At 31.8% G+C, this 21,716-nt stretch carries 18 protein-coding genes; all 18 read left to right on the top strand.

What is annotated here, in order from left to right:
• Nucleotides 1-334 precede the first annotated feature (334 nt).
• The 18 genes from A8B35_RS10475 to A8B35_RS10560 are packed head-to-tail and all read left to right on the top strand — an operon-like array spanning nt 335 to nt 21,716.
• Nucleotides 335-1,171: an ABC transporter permease gene (locus tag A8B35_RS10475; RefSeq protein WP_068472666.1), complete on the top strand. Its 837-nt coding sequence runs from the start codon at nt 335-337 to the stop codon at nt 1,169-1,171.
• Nucleotides 1,172-1,190: 19 nt separating this feature from the next.
• Complete coding sequence (locus tag A8B35_RS10480) at nt 1,191-2,450, top strand: ABC transporter ATP-binding protein (RefSeq protein ID WP_068472667.1); 1,260 nt, start codon at nt 1,191-1,193, stop codon at nt 2,448-2,450.
• 6 nt (nt 2,451-2,456) lie between these two features.
• The gene (locus tag A8B35_RS10485; protein WP_068472668.1) at nt 2,457-4,358 is read left to right on the top strand and encodes a polysaccharide pyruvyl transferase family protein; all 1,902 of its coding nucleotides are present in this window, start codon (nt 2,457-2,459) and stop codon (nt 4,356-4,358) included.
• Nucleotides 4,358-5,563, top strand: coding sequence for a glycosyltransferase (locus A8B35_RS10490; protein WP_068472670.1), 1,206 nt, complete (start codon nt 4,358-4,360; stop codon nt 5,561-5,563). Before A8B35_RS10485 ends, A8B35_RS10490 begins: the two co-directional genes overlap by 1 nt.
• Before the next feature lie 3 nt (nt 5,564-5,566).
• Nucleotides 5,567-6,397, top strand: coding sequence for a glycosyltransferase family 2 protein (locus A8B35_RS10495; protein WP_068472671.1), 831 nt, complete (start codon nt 5,567-5,569; stop codon nt 6,395-6,397).
• A gap of 24 nt (nt 6,398-6,421) precedes the next feature.
• On the top strand, nt 6,422-7,651 hold the full coding sequence (locus A8B35_RS10500) for a glycosyltransferase family 4 protein (protein ID WP_068472672.1): 1,230 nt from the start codon (nt 6,422-6,424) through the stop codon (nt 7,649-7,651).
• A gap of 51 nt (nt 7,652-7,702) precedes the next feature.
• Nucleotides 7,703-8,896, top strand: coding sequence for a glycosyltransferase (locus A8B35_RS10505; RefSeq protein WP_068472673.1), 1,194 nt, complete (start codon nt 7,703-7,705; stop codon nt 8,894-8,896).
• Nucleotides 8,886-9,938, top strand: a complete 1,053-nt coding sequence (locus tag A8B35_RS10510) for an acyltransferase family protein (RefSeq protein WP_068472674.1) — start codon at nt 8,886-8,888, stop codon at nt 9,936-9,938. The genes A8B35_RS10505 and A8B35_RS10510 overlap by 11 nt, the downstream gene beginning before the upstream one ends.
• Entirely contained in the window at nt 9,935-11,128 is a 1,194-nt protein-coding gene (locus A8B35_RS10515; RefSeq protein ID WP_068472676.1) for a glycosyltransferase family 4 protein, read from the top strand. The genes A8B35_RS10510 and A8B35_RS10515 overlap by 4 nt, the downstream gene beginning before the upstream one ends.
• A gap of 5 nt (nt 11,129-11,133) precedes the next feature.
• Nucleotides 11,134-12,489 (top strand): glycosyltransferase family 2 protein, encoded by a 1,356-nt coding sequence (locus A8B35_RS10520; protein ID WP_068472677.1) that lies wholly within the window; start codon nt 11,134-11,136, stop codon nt 12,487-12,489.
• Complete coding sequence (locus A8B35_RS10525) at nt 12,479-13,618, top strand: glycosyltransferase family 4 protein (protein ID WP_068472678.1); 1,140 nt, start codon at nt 12,479-12,481, stop codon at nt 13,616-13,618. The genes A8B35_RS10520 and A8B35_RS10525 overlap by 11 nt, the downstream gene beginning before the upstream one ends.
• A gap of 5 nt (nt 13,619-13,623) precedes the next feature.
• Nucleotides 13,624-14,742, top strand: a complete 1,119-nt coding sequence (locus tag A8B35_RS10530; RefSeq protein ID WP_222844141.1) for a glycosyltransferase — start codon at nt 13,624-13,626, stop codon at nt 14,740-14,742.
• A gap of 5 nt (nt 14,743-14,747) precedes the next feature.
• A complete protein-coding gene (locus A8B35_RS10535) occupies nt 14,748-16,148 on the top strand; it encodes an O-antigen ligase family protein (protein ID WP_068472680.1) in 1,401 nt (466 codons plus the stop codon).
• Nucleotides 16,132-17,250 (top strand): acyltransferase family protein, encoded by a 1,119-nt coding sequence (locus tag A8B35_RS10540; protein WP_075602902.1) that lies wholly within the window; start codon nt 16,132-16,134, stop codon nt 17,248-17,250. The genes A8B35_RS10535 and A8B35_RS10540 overlap by 17 nt, the downstream gene beginning before the upstream one ends.
• 6 nt (nt 17,251-17,256) lie before the next feature.
• Complete coding sequence (locus A8B35_RS10545; protein ID WP_068472683.1) at nt 17,257-18,276, top strand: glycosyltransferase family 4 protein; 1,020 nt, start codon at nt 17,257-17,259, stop codon at nt 18,274-18,276.
• Nucleotides 18,273-19,619, top strand: coding sequence for a phenylacetate--CoA ligase family protein (locus tag A8B35_RS10550; RefSeq protein WP_068472684.1), 1,347 nt, complete (start codon nt 18,273-18,275; stop codon nt 19,617-19,619). The genes A8B35_RS10545 and A8B35_RS10550 overlap by 4 nt, the downstream gene beginning before the upstream one ends.
• Nucleotides 19,616-20,803 carry a glycosyltransferase family 4 protein gene (locus A8B35_RS10555; protein WP_068472685.1) on the top strand — a complete coding sequence of 396 codons (1,188 nt, stop codon included), beginning with the start codon at nt 19,616-19,618 and terminating at the stop codon, nt 20,801-20,803. The genes A8B35_RS10550 and A8B35_RS10555 overlap by 4 nt, the downstream gene beginning before the upstream one ends.
• Nucleotides 20,796-21,716 carry an NAD-dependent epimerase/dehydratase family protein gene (locus A8B35_RS10560; RefSeq protein ID WP_068473068.1) on the top strand — a complete coding sequence of 307 codons (921 nt, stop codon included), beginning with the start codon at nt 20,796-20,798 and terminating at the stop codon, nt 21,714-21,716. The genes A8B35_RS10555 and A8B35_RS10560 overlap by 8 nt, the downstream gene beginning before the upstream one ends.

Here is a 21,716-nt window from a genome sequence, read left to right on the forward strand (position 1 = left end):
TTTTTATGTTATGGATTATCATTATCTTAATTCAAATTATTATAGAGGTTTTTAGTTGATTTATAGAGGTATGTAGGAGGTGTAAATCACTTATCCGATTAATGATGTTATTCAGCAATAAATAGATTGCATTAATCATTTTTAAACATTCTATCTATTAAATGTATTGTACTTTAGAATTTGAAATTAAACATAAAGAGGTGAATTTATAATCTTTTTAGTGTTTAATACTCTCTATAAATTTATATGCTTGTCTCCTTTATTAGATCAAATAAAGATGTGACTGAGGAGGCGAAGCTGTGTAACATTGTTGATATTTTAACCCTTTAAAATAATGAATTTTCAAAATACAATATTACCTTCAGGTAGTCTTTTTAACCTAAGGCTAAAGGAGATTTGGAAGTATCGTGACTTACTTTTATTATTTGTTCGACGTGACTTTGTTGCGGTGTACAAACAAACCATATTAGGTCCAACCTGGTTTTTTATACAACCATTATTTACTACAGTTATTTATACATTTATTTTTGGTAGTATAGCTGACCTTCCTGCGGATGGAGTTCCGCACAGTTTGTTCTATTTAGCCGGAATAACAGCTTGGAATTACTTTGCAAACTGCTTAACTACCATATCAGATACCTTTTCTAAAAACTCAAGTCTATTCGGTAAGGTATATTTCCCAAGGGCTGTAACCCCATTGTCAATAGTTATTTCAAAACTGATTCAGTTAATGCTTCAATTGGTATTATTCGTTTTAGTGTACGTGTACTATATTATAAATGGCGCAAATATTGCTCCTAATATAACCCTACTGTTATTCCCAGTTTTAGTGCTAACCATGGCAATGCTAAGTTTGGGCTTAGGTATGATCATTTCTTCAATGACAACTAAATACCGCGATTTAAAGTTTCTGGTTAAGTTTGGAATTCAATTAGCGATGTACGGATCTTCTGTAATTTATCCTCTGTCCGAGTTTCCAGATCAATACCGAACGTTAATAGCATTAAATCCGATGGTTGGAGTAATCGAAACATTTAAGTATATGTTTTTTGGTGTGGGAACCCTCTCAAATGGCCTAATATTATATTCAATGACTGTTTCTGTTTTACTGTTTGTAATTGGTCTTGCAATTTTCAATAAAACAGAGAAGAACTTTATGGATACTGTTTAATTATTAATAATACGAATTAATGAAACCAATAATAAGAATTGAGAACCTTTCAAAACAGTATAGACTAGGAACTATTGGTACTGGTACGTTGTCTAATGATTTAAAAAGATGGAGTTATCGAATTAGAGGTAAGGAAGATCCCTTTTTAAAAGTTGGAGATACAAATAATAGAGCATCGAAAGGGCAGTCTAATTATGTGTGGGCTCTAAAGGATATTAATTTTGAGGTCAATCCAGGTGAAGTTGTAGGCATTATTGGGCGTAATGGAGCAGGTAAATCCACTTTATTAAAAATACTATCAAAAGTAACAGGTCCATCAACAGGGAGGATTGATTATGATGGAAGAATAGGTTCATTATTAGAAGTAGGTACTGGATTTCATCCAGAACTTACAGGTCGGGATAATATCTTCTTAAACGGTGCGATATTGGGTATGACCAAGAAAGAAATTAGATCTAAACTTGATGAGATTATTGATTTTTCAGGTTGCGAAAGGTATATCGATACTCCTGTTAAACGTTACTCATCAGGTATGACAGTTAGGTTAGGTTTCGCAGTAGCTGCCCATTTAGAACCCGAAATATTAGTTGTTGATGAGGTTTTGGCTGTTGGTGATGCTGAATTTCAAAGGAAAGCCATTGGTAAAATGCAAGATGTCTCCAGAAATGAAGGCCGCACGGTATTGTTTGTAAGTCATAATATGGCAAGTATACAAGCATTGTGTACAAAAGGAATTTTGCTGAGAAATGGAGAGGTTGCTTTACATAGCGATATCAGTAGTGTAATTAACGAATATGTAAGTTGTAATACAGATATAGATTTCAGAACCAGTTACGTGAATACTGAAAAATTGCAAGGGGAAGGTATTGGTATAAAGCAAGTATATTATTTGGCAGATGGAGTACAAGTTGATAATATAATGAGTGGTCAGGATGTCGATATCGTAATTCATTACGAATCAAGTTCGAGTTCTGGGTATATGAATACATTGGTAGGAATATATAATAACTTAGATGAAAAGTTAATTATACTGAATAGTGATTATGATAACAAAAAGGTTCCTTGTAAAAGAGAAGGGAAAATTACCTGTCGTTTAAAAAATATTCAGTTGGTTGAAGGTCAATATTCTTTAAATATTCAGTTAAGTAATGCTACTTCAGTAAAACACATAAAGGGCGTAATTAATTTAATGGTTGAAAAAGGCGATTTCTATGGAAATGGTTTAATCCCAACCATAAATGAATGTAAGTTTTTAGTTAATCAAGAATGGTATAGCTAATTTAATATGAGATTAAAAGCATTCAATTCAGCTGTGCAAGCCACGGTATTTCTTAATGATACTGAAGCTTCGTTGTATATATCATCACAAAAAGGCAAGGAATATGTATTGTTATATTCAGAACTTGATCTCCCACATAAAATTAAGAACCTTAGTGTTGATAAATTAGTTGTAGATCTATCATGCTACAATGGTGACTTTGGTGTAATTAGAAATTTATTTAAAGAGTTAAAAATTAGTTCCGGCTTTATTGAAATTATTTGGAGCTATTACTTGTATACTCAAAATAATGTAATAGTTAATCAGCTAGTTTCTGAATTGGTAATTGATCATTGTAAGAGAAAAGACATAATGTCTTGTGGACCTTATGATATTGATAAAGTAATGAATGATACAGAGGGTGAAAGTTGCAACATAACTAACATTCAATATGTATTTACTAAGCAATGTGCTTTAAAAATAGATGAGTATTATTCTTTTTTTAAAGCTAAGGGATGGAGGAGCAGATTTATTCCCAGTAACCTCTCTTGCCTCAAGAGAGATGTTTTAATCAATAATGAAATACTAACTGATGATGAAAGATATAATATTGCAATTTTTTATCATAAGCAACTCGAAGATAGTAATACGTCGCTCATTACAAGAAGATCTATTACCGATTTAAAAGATATCTTTTACAACAGTAATGATAATATAAATGCGAATAAGGTTAAAGCTTATTCAAAATATATTGGAGAAAGAAAAATAGAGGTAAGCGATTATTATAAGCACTATCATCAAAAGTTTTGGAATAATATATTTGAGCAAGAAAGTTCCACTAGGATTAACAAAATGGCTCAATTAGCACACCTAAATTCTAAATCTACAAAGAAAGGAATAAACACGAAGGTTTTTATTGTTGGATGGTATGGAACTGAAACTGTTGGAGATAAAGCCATACTAGGTTCAATAATAGAAGATTATAAGGTTAAATACAATGATGTGGAATTCATAATTGGAAGTTTGTTCCCTTACGTTACAAATAGAACAATGAAAGAACTTGGGGTTAATGCCAAGGTAGTTAATACACAGAATTATGATTTAATAAAATATAGTGTTTTATGCGATGAGATAGTGATGGGTGGCGGTCCATTGATGGATCTCCATTTTCTATATGTACCTCAAGTTGCCTTTAGTATTGGAAAAAAATATGGTAAGAAAACAGTGGTGTATGGCTGTGGTCTTGGACCTCTTAATTCACAGAAGCATATTGCTACAGTGAAGTCGATATTCAGCAATGCTTCTTTAATTAAGTTAAGAGATTATAACTCTATTAAATTCGCAAATTCATGGGGCTTCAATAATGTCGATTATTCTGGTGATCCAGCTAAAGATTATATCTTAAAATCACAAATGGCTTCAGCTACTAAAAATAACGGCAAAATTGTAGCTTGCTTCTTAAGAGAGCCACTTCGATCATTTTTTAAGGACTTATCTGATATTGAGTATTCAGAGCTGATATCAAATTTTGAGTCCTCTTTAGCGCTTATAATTAAAGATTATGTTGAGAAAAATGAAGTAGATAAAGTTGTATTTTATCATATGCATAATTTAGTAATTGGAGGTGATGATAGAGATTATTCAAGATATCTCATTAAAAAATATTTTAAAGATTATAGTAAAGTATCATATGATAGAAACTTATCAACGGTAAACTCTATTTCTGAAGCAATGAAAATGTCAAGCCTTAATATTTGTATGAGGTTCCATTCTGTATTATTCGCAGACACCTTAGGTACAAATTACGTTGCCTTAGATTATACAAATGGAGGCAAAATTACAGGCTTTCTAAAAGATCAAGGTAAATTAAGTAAAATGCGAACAATTAATGATGTCTTAAACTATAAACTAGACACAAAGTTACTTTAATGCTTAGGGTATTACATATTTGTTATTTAGATTCAGGAGGTGCAGGAAGAGCAACAGTACGTTTACACCAGGCCTTAAATAATTTGGATGTTGATAGTAAACTACTCGTGTTATATAAAAATACTAGCGAATCAAAAGTGTATAAATATGAGCAGAAAGATAAATTATTGATTCGTTTATTAAAGAAGTTCGGGATAAAGCAAACAGCTAAACAAAAGCATAAGAAATGTATTTCGGAGTTTAAAAAAACATACTTTATATATACCTCTCCAAAATCTGATTATAAAGTTGATAAACATGAATTAGTAGAGTGGGCTGATATTATTCACTTACATTGGGTATCAGGTTTCGTAGATTACAAGTCTTTTTTAAAATCGGTAAGCAAGCCAGTTGTTTGGACAATACACGATAAAAATCCGACTTTGGGAGGATTCCATTTGTTAATTGACAAAAAAAGGAATGAAAAGAATCCGATAATTAATTTAGAAAAAGCGCACTCCAATTACAAGCGCTTAGCATATAAGCAGCATAATAACCTTACAGTTGTTGCGCCTTCAAAGTTTTTAGCCGATTATTCTAGTAAAAGTAAATTGCTTGGGAGTTTTAAGCATCATCATATTTATAATTCAATTGACGTAAACTTATTCTATCCAAAAAATAATAAAGAGTTACGAAAATCCTACGAAATAGAAAATGATAAAACTGTTTTATTATTTATGAGTGAGGGATTAGATCATAAACATAAAGGCATTCATTTATTAATTTCAGCATTAAAAAAAATGGATTTATCCAACACGATTCTTATCACAGTGGGAAGTGGTAATGTTGAAGGTGTTGAAAATGTAATTTCGTTTGGTAAGGTGCAAGATGATAATAAACTATGTGAATTATACTCAATAGCTGATGCTGTTATTATACCAAGTTTAGAAGATAATTTGCCAAATGTTATGCTTGAAGCGATGGCATGCGGAACCCCAGTGATAGGAACGCCTATAGGAGGAATGATTGATGTTATTCAAGATGGTATAACCGGAATTAAATCTGAAGGCGTAGAACCTGTTCAAATCAGAGAAGCGATAGAAACTTATTTGAATACTAAGGATAAGTTTAATAGTGATGTTATAAGGAATTATGCCGTAAGTAACTTTATTGCAAGCAAGCAGGCCAGTGCTTACTTAAAAATTTATAAGAGTATTAAGAGTTAATATATGATGTTATCTATTATAACTGTTGTCTTAAATGATAGAGCAGGATTACTACGAACTTTTAATTCTGTCTTTAATCAAAGCTATTCACATTACGAATATATAGTTATTGATGGAGGAAGTACCGATGGAACTATAGAAGTTATAGAACAGTTTGCTGATAAAATTACTTATTGGCAATCAGAAAAAGATAGTGGCATCTATAATGCTATGAATAAGGGCATCAATAAAGCCAAGGGTGATTACATTGGTTTTATGAATGCTGGTGATTATTATGTTGATGATATTTTTAGTAAAGTCTTCGCCGAAACAAATATTGGCTTTGATATATTGTATGGTAATCAGTATTTTGTAAAAGAAGATGGGCGAGTTTTACTAAAAACAAAACCTTCAGTATTAAGTATGTATGATTTCTATGTTGGTTCATTATATCACCAAGCGTCTTTTATAAAAAGATCATTATTTGAGAATGACCAATACAATGAAAATCTTAGGATTATTTCAGATGCTGAGTTTTACTTGAAAAAAATCATATATGAAGGAGCCTCATATAAGCATGTTGGATTAGAAATGAGTTATTATAATACAGAGGGCTTGAGCAGTAGTTCAAAGGCTAAGGATATTATAAAGAAAGAACGTGCGTATTTGTATAAAAAATACTTTAATGAAATGAGCTTAGCAGATTACGAAATGCTGAAAGAGTATAAAACCTCTAAGCTTGTTCATATGATTCCAGAAATAAATAAAATGGATCGCTTTGGCGATTATATCACAAAAATAGTACAACTGCAAGTTTATTTATATCGCTTGTTTAAAAGAGCGAGGCACGTATAAGCTATGAACTAAAAAACAACTACAATGGAGAAACCTTTAAAAATAGTATTGGCATTGGGATCAAGACACACGATTCCACCTGTAAGCAATAGTTCTGGTGTAGCTTGGATTCTATATCACATAGCTAAACGTTTATCAAAACAGAAATTTGATATTCATGTGATCAGCAAATGGAATGATGAATTAGAAGAGGGTTTCGATTCAATTTACCACCATATTAATTTAGATACAAAAACGGCCAAAGCAAAAATGCGATTTTGGAAACGAGTTCCATATAGAATGAGAAAGAAGCTTTTTACATTTTCTCAACCAGATAGAATAGTCTACTATCAAGGAATTCGTAAGAAAATGAAGCAAATTAAACCTGACTTAGTTCTTTCTGTTGTGCATTCAGAATTGTTTTATATGCTTCATAAGGCCTATCCTCAAGCTAAACATGCCTATTGGTACCACAGTAGCGATATTTTTGGACTAGAAAAGCGTTTAACGGATTACCTATTTAGCAATACAGAAGGAGTTCTTGTATTAAACAACTTAACAGTAAATAGTATAAAAACCCAATTACCTGATATTAATATCCCTATTAGCAGAATTTATAACGCTTTAGATTTATCTGTTAGAGGGGAGATAGATGAGAGTAAATTGCGGGAACAAGAACGGGCTAAGTATAATTTTAAGAAGGATGATATAGTTATTGGATACGCAGGTAGATTTGCTAGGGAGAAAAATATAATGTCTTTATTTAAAGCTGTTAAAGAGTTAGTGGATAAGAGAATTCCAGTAAAGCTTCTAATGGCAGGAGATATCAATAATGAAAAAATGCCTGATTGGGATTATTATAATAAGTGTATTGAATACGCAAATGAGAATATTAAGGATAGTCTGTTTTTTGTGGGTTGGATGTCAAACAAAGAATTAAGTAAATTCTATTGTGCCATTGATTTAGGGGTTTTATTATCGCAAGAGAAAGAGGGTTCTCCAATGTTTTTTCTTGAAGCATGTTCTTTCGGGAAACCTATGATTGCTACAAGTGTAGGCTCTAACCCTGAGCATTTAGAGCATGGAGTGAACGGGTTTTTATTAGATGTGGCCAATATTGACAAGGAATTACCGAACTTAATATTAAAAATAGTAGAAGATAAAGTGGCTTATTCCGACATGAGTAAAAATTGCCGTAAGTACATTAAAGAGCATCATTCATATGATGACAAAGTAATTGAGTTCGAGAAGTTTTTATTAGAGGTAGACGCATAATCTTATTTATAGGATTGGTATAAATACCGTTTGTTAATAAAATTAAGTTTTGTGAGAGTATTAATATATGATGGTACTTTAAACCCTCCAACTTTTGTAAAGGCATTAGCAACAAATTTAGCTAATGAAGGGTGTAAAGTCTATCTAGCGGGAAAAGCGGATAGATATAAGAAACAAAATAATAAGTTTCAGTATTTGCCTATGTACTATAGGAGTTTACCGTGGCTTATAATTTTACTAATACAAGTTTTAGTTAGACTCATAGTAAAAAGACCTAATCGCTTGCCGTTTGTATTGAATATTAGTTTAAAAAGAGAATCTCTTCAAGAAAAGTTTTTTACGTTTATTCAAACTGCGCAAGTATATCTACTAAACCCATCTGTTATACATATACAATGGGCTACACATATAAACTTGTTTAAAGAACTGATAGAAAGTCAGGAATTTAAATTTATTGTTAGTTTTAGAGGTCGTTTGGTAAATGTGAGCCCCTTTATTGATTCTAACATAGCAGATTTGTATAAAGAATACTTCCCCAAAGTTAATGGCTTTCATGCTGTCTCAAATGGTATTTTAAAGAATGGAGAAAAATTTGGAGCTGATAGAGAAAGATCAGCGATTATAATGCCAGCTGTTAAGGACGATTTATTTCATAGTATTACCTCTCTATATGTCTCGTCTAAAAATATAGGCATTCTTAAGTTATTGTCGGTAGGACGTTTTCATTGGAAAAAAGGTTACCAGTATGCAATTGATGCCTGTAGTATTTTAAAGAGTAAAGGCATAAAATTTGAGTATACTATAATAGCTGGAGGCGATAAAGAAGAAGTATTATTTGCAATAAATGACCTTGGGCTTGAAAATGAAATAACAATACTAAATAACATGCCGCATAGCAAAGTGTTAGAGTCTTTTCGGGAGGCTGACGTTTTTATATTGCCCAGTTTAGAGGAAGGTATCGCAAATGTAGCTCTTGAAGCCATGACAATTGGAGTGCCTATTATTTCAACAGACTGTGGAGGTATGTCAGAATTAATAGAGCACAATGTAAATGGATGGATAGTTCCAACGGCGAGTTCTAATGCTCTTTCAAACCAAATATTAGACTTTATAAATTTGCCCACTTCTGTTAAGGAGAGTGTTGTTATAAAAGCTAGGGAAACTATTGAAGAAAAGCATCTGCAGTCGAAGCAAACGTGCGATATGATTGATTTTTATAAACGAATTATCAACGATGAGGTATAATTATCTCGATTTTGCACGCGCCATATTAATGATGCTGGGAGTTGTTATTCATAGTGCTTTTATATTTAGTACATATACTTGGCGAGTAACATCAGAAGTGCATTTGAAGGTTTTTAGTCAAATTATCGACTTTATACATAGTTTTAGAATGGAAAGCTTCTACATTATAGCAGGCTTTTTTTCAATGCTTGTGATGAAAAAATACTCATTACAACATTTTATTAAATCTCGTTTTTTTCGTTTAGGAGTTCCCTTATTGTTTTGTGGTTTCACCTTGAATATTGTAATGCTGGGCTATTCTTATACTAATGAGTTTAATTTATCAAACCTATTAACTGTTAGTTTTTGGCTTCATGGCGGATGGCTTGCACATTTATGGTTTTTGGCAAATCTTATCGGTTATAGTATAATACTGTACTTCACTATTAATCTTCCAAGTTTTAAGTATACAAAAACAAACTATTGGATATTCGTAATTGTAGTTGTACTCTTTCAAATGATATTATCTCGAATATCTTGGCGCATTCCTAGTGAGAAACTAAATAATACATTCGTATTCTTTGATATAAGCAAGTTTATACGGTATATACCATTTTTTTGGATTGGTATAAAAATGTTTGTTAACAAAGAGCTTTATGAAAAGCTTTTGAGTATCAATATTTTTAATTCAATTGTAGTTATTCTATACTTTGTGATTAAAGCTTATCCCATAAATGGGTATATAGAAGAAGTAATAAGTGCTTTATATGGTTTGAGTTTTCCTTGTTTATTATTCTCTGTATTTAAATTTTTCTTTGATAAGAGGAATAAGTTTGTGGAATCTGTATCAGATGCATCTTATACCATTTATTTATTGCATCAGCCATTTATTGTGTTGTGGGGTTTCTTTATATTAAGAATTGAGATGCCTTATTGGGTTCATTTTCTTTTAATTTTAATCCCTGCATGGTTGTTACCTTATTTGTTTCATCGTTACGTTGTAAAAGAATCACGTGTGTTATTACTTTTATTAAATGGTAAGAATATAAAACCACAAAAATGAGTGTAATTTCTAAAACGGGAAAATATATTGGTTTGGTATTACATGATACTCCGAAATACTCTGAAACTTTTTTTATGAGTAAAATTGAAGGTTTAGTCAATTCAGGATATAATGTACTTCTATTTGCTCCTAACATGAAAAAAATGAAGATAAGCGGATGTACAATTATAGAACCCCCGGTGGTTAAAAGTAATAGCGTATTGAGCTATATGTTTTTAATTATTCCATTAATAAAATTGCTATTTAGAAACCCTCAGAGGTTAAAGAAATTTTTATCTCTTGAGATGGGAACTAATAAGAGCTTTGTAAATTCCGTTAAAAATGCTTGCTTAAATTCACATATTTTACTGAAGGATTTTGAATGGATACATTTTGGATTTGCTACATGTGCTATTAATCGAGAGAATATCGCAACAGTTGTAGGAGCTAAAATGGCAATAAGTTTTAGAGGATATGATATAAACGTTTATCCATTAAAGTTTCCAAATGCATATACTAGTATTTGGAATAAAGTAGATAAAGTACATTCAATATCTGATTCCTTATATGCTAAAGCATTGCAGCTTGGCTTATCGCCCAATACTCCTTATTCAAAAATCACACCTGCAATTGATGTTGATTTTTATAATAAAGTAGATAAAATATCAAAAAGTAAAACACTTCGTTTATTTACAGTAGGTAGATTAACATGGATAAAAGGCTTTGATTATTCAATTGAAGCCATGAAAATTTTATCAGACCGAGGGATTGATTTTAAATATACCATTGCTGGTGATGGAGCGCTTAATGAGCGCTTAAAATACTTAGTTCATTTATATGGACTTCAGGATAAAGTTATATTTGTGGGAGCTATAACTAAAGGTGAAATATTGAGCTATTTGCGTAAAACTGATATTTATTTACAGCCAAGTTTAGAGGAAGGTTTTTGTAATGCTATACTTGAAGCTCAATCATGTCAGTGCTTATGCATTGCTAGTAATGTAGGAGGTTTAAGGGAGAATATAGTTGATGATGAATCAGGATGGTTAGTGAAAAAAAGATCTCCGGATGCTATTGCAAACAAGGTGATTGAAGTATTAAATCTTTCAGAGGAGAAAAAGTCTAAAGTTAGAGCATATGCTACTAATCGAGTTAAAACCAAGTTCTCATTGGAGGAACAAATTCAAAAATTCAGTAAATTTTATTTGTAATCCTTATGGTAGAAAAGTTATACTTATTTTCTTTTATAAAGTATGTGCAGCCTACTTGGTATTTTAATTTAAAGAGTCAAGCTGACTATTCATATTGGGTAGATTATAATTGTCTTAGTGAGGAGCAAAAAACTATAATTAATTATGACGACTCCTATGTTTTGGAAGATTCATCTTATAGAGATGCTGCCTATCAAGCATGGCATAAAGGTATTATTTCAATTTCTCAAACAGAAAGTATAACAATAGTTGGAGAGATTCCATTGGAGGATGAATATCGATTTATAAAAAAATATTATAGCCAATTCTGGAGTTTTTTTATCTTAATTATCCGACTTATTTCATTAAAGAATCCTTGGCTTGAGGTTCAATCATTCCTTAAAAGTAGAAATATTCAGCGTGAGCAAATTTATGCTTCAACACTATATGTAGAAGCTAAAGTTAGAATGTCTAATAGTTTAATTGAAAAGGAGCCTTTGGTATCAGTTATTATACCTACTTTAAACAGATATACCTATCTTAAAGATGTACTAAAAGATCTTGAATCGCAGGATTATAAAAATATAGAGGTGCTAATATGTGACCAATCTGATCCTATAGAAGAAGGTTTTTATAAAGGTTGGAATCTTAACCTAAAGTTATATAAACAAGAGGAAAAAGCTCTTTGGTTAGCTCGAAACAAATGTATTAAGGAAAGTAAAGGAGACTTTTTATTATTCTATGATGATGATTCTCTAGTGGAATCCGATTGGGTGTCCAATCATTTACGTTGTATAGATTATTTTAAAGTTCCCATCTCATCTGGTGTGTCTCTTAGTAAAGTAGGTGGAGTAATTCCTACCAATTATTCTTTTTTTCGTTGGAGTGATCAAATAGATACAGGTAATGTGATGATTTCTAGATCTGTATTTAATCAGACAGGCCTATTTGATAGGCAATTTGAGAAAATGCGGATGGGAGATGGCGAATTTGGATTGAGATGTTATACTCTCGGAATTCCAAATGTTAGTAATCCTTTGGCATCAAGGATACACTTAAAAGTTAGTACCGGTGGATTACGACATATGGGTGCGTGGGATGCCTTCAGAAGTAGAAAATTTTTAGCTCCATTACCAATTCCAAGTGTGCTTTATTTTACTAGAAGTTATTTTGGCTCCAAAGTAGCCTTATATAGTATCATGAAAACGTTGCCCCTTTCAGTGATGCCTTACAGGTTTAAGCAGAGTAATTTAATGTCGATGTTTGGGTTGTTATTATTTGTTCTACTATTGCCTAAATATATTTATCAAGTTGTAAAGTCCTGGAGAATAGCTTCTAAAATGCTGATAAAGGGACCAAAAATAGAAGTGTATGACCTATAAAGTTCTCATCGTTACTTCTGAGTTCCCCCCAGGTCCTGGAGGGATAGGGAATCATGCATACTCTTTAAGTAAAAGCCTTTCTAAATTAGGGAATGATGTTTATGTGATTTCAGATGCAGATTTCGTAAAGAAAGAAGATGTTGTAGCATTTGATAAAAAACATAAAAACCTTTCTATCTCAAGAATCTGGCGAAGTGGTATTAAAACTTATTTTAATAGAATAACAACAACAAGGAATATTATAAAAAAAAATAAAATTGACGTTGTAATTTATTCGGGTAAATTTTCCTTATGGATTTCTGGTCTATTGAGCTTAAATAAAAGATCATATAAAACTATTGGTGTTCTCCATGGTTCCGAGGTTAAAATGCGGAATGCTTTTTACAGGTATATAACCAATTTGTGCATCAGTAGATTAAATTATTTATTACCTGTATCTAAATTTACGCATAGTTTATTAAATAAATCTCTTCAAAAGAATCCGTACCAGATTATTGAAAATGGTATTGATTTACACGAGATGGCAGCTCTTAATGAGGGAAAACGAGTTGATAAAAATAAGTTTATTGGAGATCCTTGTCTATTAACAGTGGGTAATGTAACTCCTCGTAAAGGACAGCAAAGAGTTATAAGAGCCTTACCAAATTTGATAAAACAATATCCTAATTTGCATTATCATATAGTAGGTTTGCCCACCTTTGAGAAAGAGTTTTCAACCATTTCAGAATCCTTGGGTGTTAACGATTATATTACTTTTCATGGCCGTTTGCCTAAGCGTACTGATTTAGGTGTGGCATATAATAGTGCAGATTGTTTCTTAATTTTAAGCGAGAATCAGCCTGACGGAGATGTTGAAGGTTTTGGAATTGTGGTATTGGAAGCAAACTTCTTTGGTTTACCAGTTATTGGTGCAAAAGGCTGTGGAATTGCCGATGCTATTAAGCATGGTAGTAACGGTTATTTAGTTGATGGAAATAGTCCTCAAGATATTAACGAGTCATTAAATAAAGTGCAGATCAATTCCAGTGAATTATCTAAAAATGCTATAGATTGGGCACATAACCATAGTTGGGATTATATTGGTAAAAAGTACGATACAATAATTAACACCTTGCTGAAAGAAAAATGATATTGTTGATAATTTCACATACAGAACATTATAAAAATGCTAAAGGAGATGTTATTGGCTGGGGGCCAACCATTCGTGAAGTTAATTATTTGGCTCAGCATTTCGATAAAATTTATCATTGTGCTCCATTGTTAGAAACGAACCAAGTTCCGCCAAGTTCTTTGCTATATGAGTATCCTAATATAGAATTTGTACCGTTAGTTCCTAGCGGAGGAAAGGGTGTTTCTGCAAAACTAAATGTATTGTGGCAAGCTCGTAAGAATATAAAAATAGTAAGTGAAATCATTCCTAAGGTTGATTATTTTCAGTTTAGAGCACCAACAGGCATGGGGGTTTATATGATACCATGGCTATTTTTAGAAAGAACAAAGGGATGGTTTAAATATGCAGGAAATTGGGCTCAAAAAAATCCTCCCCTAGGGTATGCCATTCAACGTTGGTTGCTGAAAAATCAATCTAAATATAAAGTTACTATAAATGGGCGTTGGGCAGGACAGCCTGCTCACTGTATAACATTTGAAAATCCGTGTTTAACAAATTTAGAAACTGAGGAAGGAATAGCAATATTAAATAGGAAAGACTATAGTGGTCAATTAAACTTTTGCTTTGTGGGTAGACTCGAATCGGCAAAAGGGGTAGGGAGAATATTGCGTGCGTTTTCTCAATTAAAGGATCATAGTAAGATAGGTGTTATTCATTTAGTAGGGGATGGAGTTGAGCGCTCTAAGTTTGAATTAATAGCAAAAGATATACCTCTAGATATAAGGTTTCATGGCTTTGTAGAGCGTAATAAAGTAGCTGAAATTATGAAAGACTGTCATGTTTTCTTATTACCTTCAACAGCTTCAGAGGGATTCCCTAAAGTAATTGCTGAAGCTGCCAATTATGGATGTATACCTATTGTTTCAGATGTGTCTAGTATTGGTCATTACATTAAACATCTTGATAATGGATTTTTAGTAAGTCATAAGGATGAAGAAGGCCTTGAGTTCATAAATGTAATTCAAGACATAAATTTTAATCAAAATCTTAAGGAAATAGCGTTAAGGGCTCAAAAAATTTCATCAAGATTTACCTTTGAGTGGTACTTAAACCTTATTGAAACCAAAATATTGAATAGTTAATAGGTATGTTTGAGTTTTTAGACAAAAAGAACAACCAGTTAGTATTTATTGCCATACACGTAGCTATTGGATACCTAGGATCTGTTAGTGCTTTTTTTGTATCTGGGTTCTATGTTTTAATAATAGCATTATTCTTTTTTGATGTTTTACTGAAAGGAGACTCAGGATCAAGAGCTGGTTTTTATGCTTTGTATATTGTTGGATTCGAAATTGTTTATCGTATATCAGGCATTACTATAAGTGCAGAACTCGGCAAATATGCAAGTATTATAATTCTACTTAGTGGAATGATAGTCGGTAAAAAAAATAGTTCGCCGTATATCTTTATTTTGTTATTGGTTCTATTATTACCAGGCATGCTATTATCAACATCAGAATCCTCTTCTTGGACCCGTAAAATAATAATGGCAAGTATTTCAGGACCACTAAGTCTCGTGTTTTCAGGAATGTACTTTTATAAAAGAAGAGTTTCTCTCAAAGCATATAATATGGGGATGAAATTTGTATTCTACCCTTCAATCGCTTTGTTAGTATTACTAACGTTTAAGGCAAGTTTAGCAAATATTCAAATTACAACCTTATCATCAAATGCTAGCTTATCGGGAGGTTTTGGACCTAATCAAGTATCTACAGCTCTCGGGTGGTTATTTGCTGTGGGCGTAATGGAGTTGATTAGGGGGAACTGTTTATTAAGGTACAAATGGCTCGATATAACAGTGTGTGCTTTCCTTTTATTTAGAGGTCTTCTAACGATGTCGAGAGGAGGAATTATGGGAGCTTTTATAGCAATAATTTTTGCATTGTTAATCATGTATGTCATCGATAAGCAGTCCCGTAGAAAGATAAATAAATTGTTGATGCCAATTTTTGTCGTATCCTTATTTATGTTTGTGGGTGTGTGGTATGCAAACTATTTAACCAATGATTTTTTATTATATAGGTATCAAGGCAAGAATGGTAAAGAACTTAGAACAGGAGAAATTGACGAAGATAAGAGTGTTTTAACAGGAAGGGCCGAATTTATGGCTGCAGATATCGAAGCTTTTAAAGCTGAGCCTTTTGTAGGTGTTGGTTATGGTATGTCCCCGGTTTGGCACGAAATACATACAGGATCAGCTGCAGCTTCGCATACAGAATATACGCGTTTGTTTGCAGAGAATGGCTCATTAGGAGTTATATATATGTTGATAGCTTTCTTAATTCTTCCTATTTCCCATTTTTTCAATCTGAAAGTAGGTTCTGGAAATCATTTTCATTTTTTAGTTTTTCTTATAATAAGTTATACGGTAATGGTACATGCTGCTATGAGACTTGCAATTCCAGGGGTTGTATATGGAGCTGCATTTATGAGTATTTATCAGAATAATAGACCTAAACGCAATGCTAAGAATGTCCTTCCTAAATAAGTTTCGTAGGATATCTTCTCAAAGGTATATTCCTGAGGTTGATGGTTTACGCTTTTTAGCAATAATGCCTGTTCTAATTATGCATTTTAGAACGGTCTTTTTCAGATACCATTCGATATATAAGGTTTCAGAAACTTCTTCATTTTTTAAGCGAGTTGATGAATGGTTAGTTACCGGAGATGTTGGGGTATTGGTTTTTTTTGTAATAAGTGGCTTTATTTTATCATTACCTTATGCAAAGGCGTTTAAAAAAGGAGAAAAGACTATTGCCTATAAAACCTACCTATTAAGGAGATTAACAAGAATAGAACCTCCGTACTTTATTGTCTTAATTTTACTTTTTTGTGGGCATTTATATATTAATACGGCTGACTATGAAGTTCTAAAGTCATCATTTCTTGCAAGTTTATTTTATTGTCATAATATTAGTTATGGAACTTGGTCTATTATAAATCCTGTTGCATGGTCTCTCGAAATCGAGATACAATTTTATTTATTAGTCCCATTTGTAACCTATTTGTTTAAAATAAAAAGTAACTATATACGTCATGTACTAATAGTCAGTTTGATATTCTTGTTTCCATATATTGCAAGTTGGACAGGTGTAGGTCATCTTTCATTATTAAAATATGTACAATATTTCTTGGCTGGGTTTTTAGTTACCGATATTTATACTTCTTATAAGAATAATATTCACCAATTCTTTATTCTGGATTTCATTGGTTTTATTTCGATTATTCTTGTGTTCGTACTACAATATTTTAAGGTTCGATTGTTTCTTCCAATAGTTTTAAGCACGCTATTTCTATGTGTATTGTACGGAAGTAGCATCAAAAAGCTTTTCGCCAATAAACTGTTAAGTACTATTGGTGGAATGTGTTATACAACCTATTTAATTCATTTACCCGTATTAGTTATACTAATGAGTATTTTAGATAGCTATACTTTGGGCTTCGGGTTTTGGGTCGATTTCATATTTTACATAACAGTTATTGTGCCTCTAACCTTAATAATATGTTCTTATACTTATTTGATTCTTGAAAAACCATTCATGAATAAAAGATGGCCACAACAATTTAAAGCATATATTTTAAAAAGATAATAATTGATGTCTACTTCGATATTATATATTGGTAATAAACTTGCCGTGAGTGGCAAAAGTCCTACTACGATTGATACGTTAGGTAAGAAATTTGAAGAGATGGGTTTTAAAATGTGCTATTCTTCGAGTTACTTAAATAAAGGAGTTCGCTTAATACACATGATATACTCTACTATAAAACTTAGGAATAAAGTTGATTTTGTATGCATTGATACATATAGTAATCAGGCATTTTACTTTACCTATATAGTAGCAAAGTTATGTCGTTTTTTTAATATAAAATATATTCCTTTTTTACACGGAGGTAGATTGCCAGATAGGTTAAATGATAGCCCCAAAATGTGTAAATATATTTTTGAGAATAGTTACAATAACATATCTCCTTCAAGTTATTTATTTGAAGCATTTCGATCTCATGGTTTTCCAAGTCTTTTAATTCCTAATTCGATTCCTCTTAAAGAATATTCTTACAAGCAACGTTCCGAATTAAGTTGCAGGTTATTATATGTAAGACATCTTGCAAGTATTTATAATCCTCAGATGGCAGTAAGACTTGTTTCTTTATTAAAAGAAAATCATCCGGATGTTCACCTAAATATTGTAGGTGAAGACAAGGATGGTAGCTTGCAAGACTGTATTTTATTAGCTGAATCGTTAAGTGTTACTAATAATATTACATTCTCAGGTAGACTTTCAAAAAAAGACTGGCATAAACTATCACAAGACTATGATATCTTTATAAATACTACCAATTTTGATAATATGCCAGTTAGTGTTATTGAAGGTATGGCTCTAGGAATGCCAATTGTTAGCACAAATGTTGGAGGATTATCGTACTTAATTGATGATGGGAAAGATGGTTTTTTGGTAAATGAAAATGATGATAAACAAATGGCTAATATTATTAATGGAATTTTATCAAACCCTCAGAAAGCAATTGATTGTTCAAAAAAGGCACGGTTAAAGGTTGAGCAATTTGATTGGGAAGAAGTTAAAAAGCAATGGTTTAATGTATTTAGTTCATGAAGAGAGCACGGTCTATTTATAGTTGGATATTAGAGTATTTTATTTTACCAATCGGAGATTTTATTAGTGGTAACTCAGTAATGACGTCACTTCATCAATTAGATCAAGAGGTTCATTTGTCAGAAATTGAATTACATAATCTTCAGAATAAAAAACTTAAAAAGTTATTGATCCATTCTGTAAAAAACTGTGAATATTATTCAGATCTAGATATTGAGATAAAAGAGAATGATGACTTTATCAAGATATTAAAGTCATTTCCAATTTTGACAAAAGATGATATAAGGAAGAACTCAGAACGGATGATATCCGTAAAGCGTAAAAAATTATATGCACAAAAAAGTAGTGGTAGTACAGGGGTTCCAACTAAAGTATATTGGATAAAAAAGGAGTTTAGTAGGTATAGGGCAACCACTTTACTTTGGTGGAAATGGGCCGGATATGAATTTGGTGATAGCATTCTTCAAACAGGTATGACATCAAAACGATCTTTGCTAAAACATATTAAAGACAGACTGTTTAAAACCTTTTATTTACATGCCTATAATCATAATGATGTAGACCTAAGTAAAGCTTTAAAATGGCTCAATAATCAAAAAAAGGTAGTTTTAGGCGGCTATGCTTCTTCATTATATATAATAGCTAAATATTGCAAAGAAAATGGAATAACAAAAGATCTTAAAACTTGTATTTCGTGGGGCGATAAATTGTTTGATAAATATAAAGTCCTTATCGAAGAGGTATTTAATTGTAAGGTATTTAATACTTATGGGTCTTCAGAAGGCTTTATGATTGCCTCTCAAAAAGATTTAGAATATATGTACATTATGGCGCCCAATGTTTATCTCGAAATTGTTGATGATAACGGAGTGGAAGTGCCTGATGGTACAATGGGGCATGTAGTTGTCACTAACTTAAATAATTATGGAATGCCTTTAATTAGGTATAAATTAGGGGATTTAGCTATAAAATTACCCAAGTCAAAATATCCCTTAAATAGAGATCTAGAACTTCCAGTTCTTCAGCAAGTTATCGGTAGAGATACGGATATAGTTCTGACCCCCAAAGGTAAAAAGTTAAGTGTTCATTCATTTAATAGTGTTTTAGAACATTTTGAATTACTAAAGCAGTTTCAAATTGTACAATATGATATTAAAGGTGTTGAAATTAAGTATGTAGAATTAAATGAACTTGATTCTTCATACCTAAAAGAAATAGAAAGTAAATTAGCATTGATGATAGGTGAAAATGGTTTTCAGTTAACTCTTACAAAAGTTACTAAAATCGCATCTTCAAAATCAGGTAAGCCTGAAATGGTTATATCTCATATAAATAAGAAATGAGAATATTAGTTTTCTATCAATATTTTGGAACTCCAAAAGGAAAATGGAGTACTCGAATTTATGAACTTACAAAAAGGTGGGTAAACGAAGGAAATAAGGTAACGGTTGTTACATCGCCGTATGAAAAATCTGATATTAAAGCTAAAAAAAGAATAGAGCGTCAAAAGGTTGAAGGAATAGAACTTATTGTGATTAATTATCCTGATTCTAACCGTTTTTCTAAACTTAAAAGAATTCTAAATTTTCTACTTTTCTCTTTTTTTTCAATTTATTATGCTTTAACCGAGAAAACAGATATTGTAATAGCTAGTTCAGGGCCAATAACGGTTGGTGTCCCTGCTTTATTTGCAAAATTTTTTCGTAGAAAAAAATATATTTTTGAGGTGAGGGATTTATGGCCCCAGGGTGCTATATCACTGGGTATCCTTACTAATCCTCTTCTAATTAAAGTTTCTTTCTTTTTTGAGAAATTGTGCTACAAACAAGCATCATGTGTGGTTGGATGTTCACAAGGAATGGCTGATAATATTACGGATAGATTTCCAAATGTCTACACAAGTGTTATTCCAAACGCTTCAGATAATTCCTTATTTAAAACTAATGTATTAAGTAATAAAGAAGGAAAACCTATTTTTATATATACAGGTTCTTTAGGTGCGATGGATGATGTTGATTTAGTTATCGAGGCCACAAAAGTTTTGAAAGAAAGAGGTGAAGCAGATTTCTTAGTGGAAATAGTAGGGGATGGGGTTGAACGAAATAACCTAGAACAAAAAGTAAGACTATATCAATTATCGAATGTTGTATTTACTGGATTATTGCCTAAAAAAGAAGTTGTCAATAAAATAACACACGCACTTGCAGCTTTCGTTTGTTTTAAACCTTTACCTATACTAAATACAGTTTCTCCAAATAAAATGTTTGATGCTTTTGCTGCCAGTGTACCAATTATACAAAACACTGATGGTTGGATTAAAGATTATGTAAATATACATCAGTGTGGAATAAGTGTTGATCCAAAAGATCCTAATTCTATGGCAGATGCAATGAAGAAATTTTTAAGTGATAAATCGTTTCAAGTAAAGGCGTCAATTAATGCTAAAAAGGCTGCCGAAACTGATTTTAATCGGGACAGATTATCAGAAAAGTATATGAATATAATTGAGAATGTTATTCATGGGTAAGCGTTACTTGTTAACAGGAGCCTCTGGTTTCTTAGGTGCTTATTTGTATGAAAATTTAATTAAGTATGGTGAAGTAGATACACTAGGAAGGAATCCAGATAGTACTATTAGCTGTGATTTAGGTTTTGAAGTCCCAAATATTAAGAGTTGCTACGATTGTTTAGTACATGCAGCAGGTAAAGCACACTTTGTACCTCGAACACAAGAAGAAAAGAATGAGTTTGATAATGTAAATTATCAAGGTGTAGTCCGTTTACTCAAAGGAATAAAGTATAGTGGTAAGTTACCCAATAGTATAATTGTTATCAGTACAGTTGCTGTTTATGGATTAGAACATGGTAATGATATTACAGAAGATGCATTGTGTAATCCCAGTACGCCTTATGGAATTAGTAAATTGAAGGCTGAAAATGAATTTATTAGGTTCGGAAACGAATATGATATAAATATTGTTATTCTCAGGTTACCATTGGTTATAGGTAAAAATCCTAGCGGTAATTTGTGCGATATGATTAAAGCGATAAAATTAGGTCATTTCCCATTAATAAATGGAGGCAGAGCACAGCGTTCTATGGTTTTTGCCCAAGATATAGCACATTTTTTGCCAAAAATACAAACAGAAGATGGCGTATTTAACTTAACAGATAGTTATCACCCATCATATAAAGCAATAGCTAAAGTAATTTGTGAAAGTCACAATTTGAAAGAAGTTTTTAATATTCCTAAGGCAATCGCAATTGTGTTAGCTTTTATTGGAGAAACAATTGGTATTATCACCAAAAGAACATTTCCTTTTAATTTGAATAGGTATTATAAAATGACGAGAAGCTTAACATTCTCTGATAAAAAAGCGCAGAAGTATGGCTGGGAACCGAGACCTGTTATAGAATATTATAAAACAATAATGAAGTAG

This window comes from Saccharicrinis aurantiacus (assembly GCF_001660705.2).
GTDB lineage: Bacteria > Bacteroidota > Bacteroidia > Bacteroidales > Marinilabiliaceae > Saccharicrinis > Saccharicrinis aurantiacus.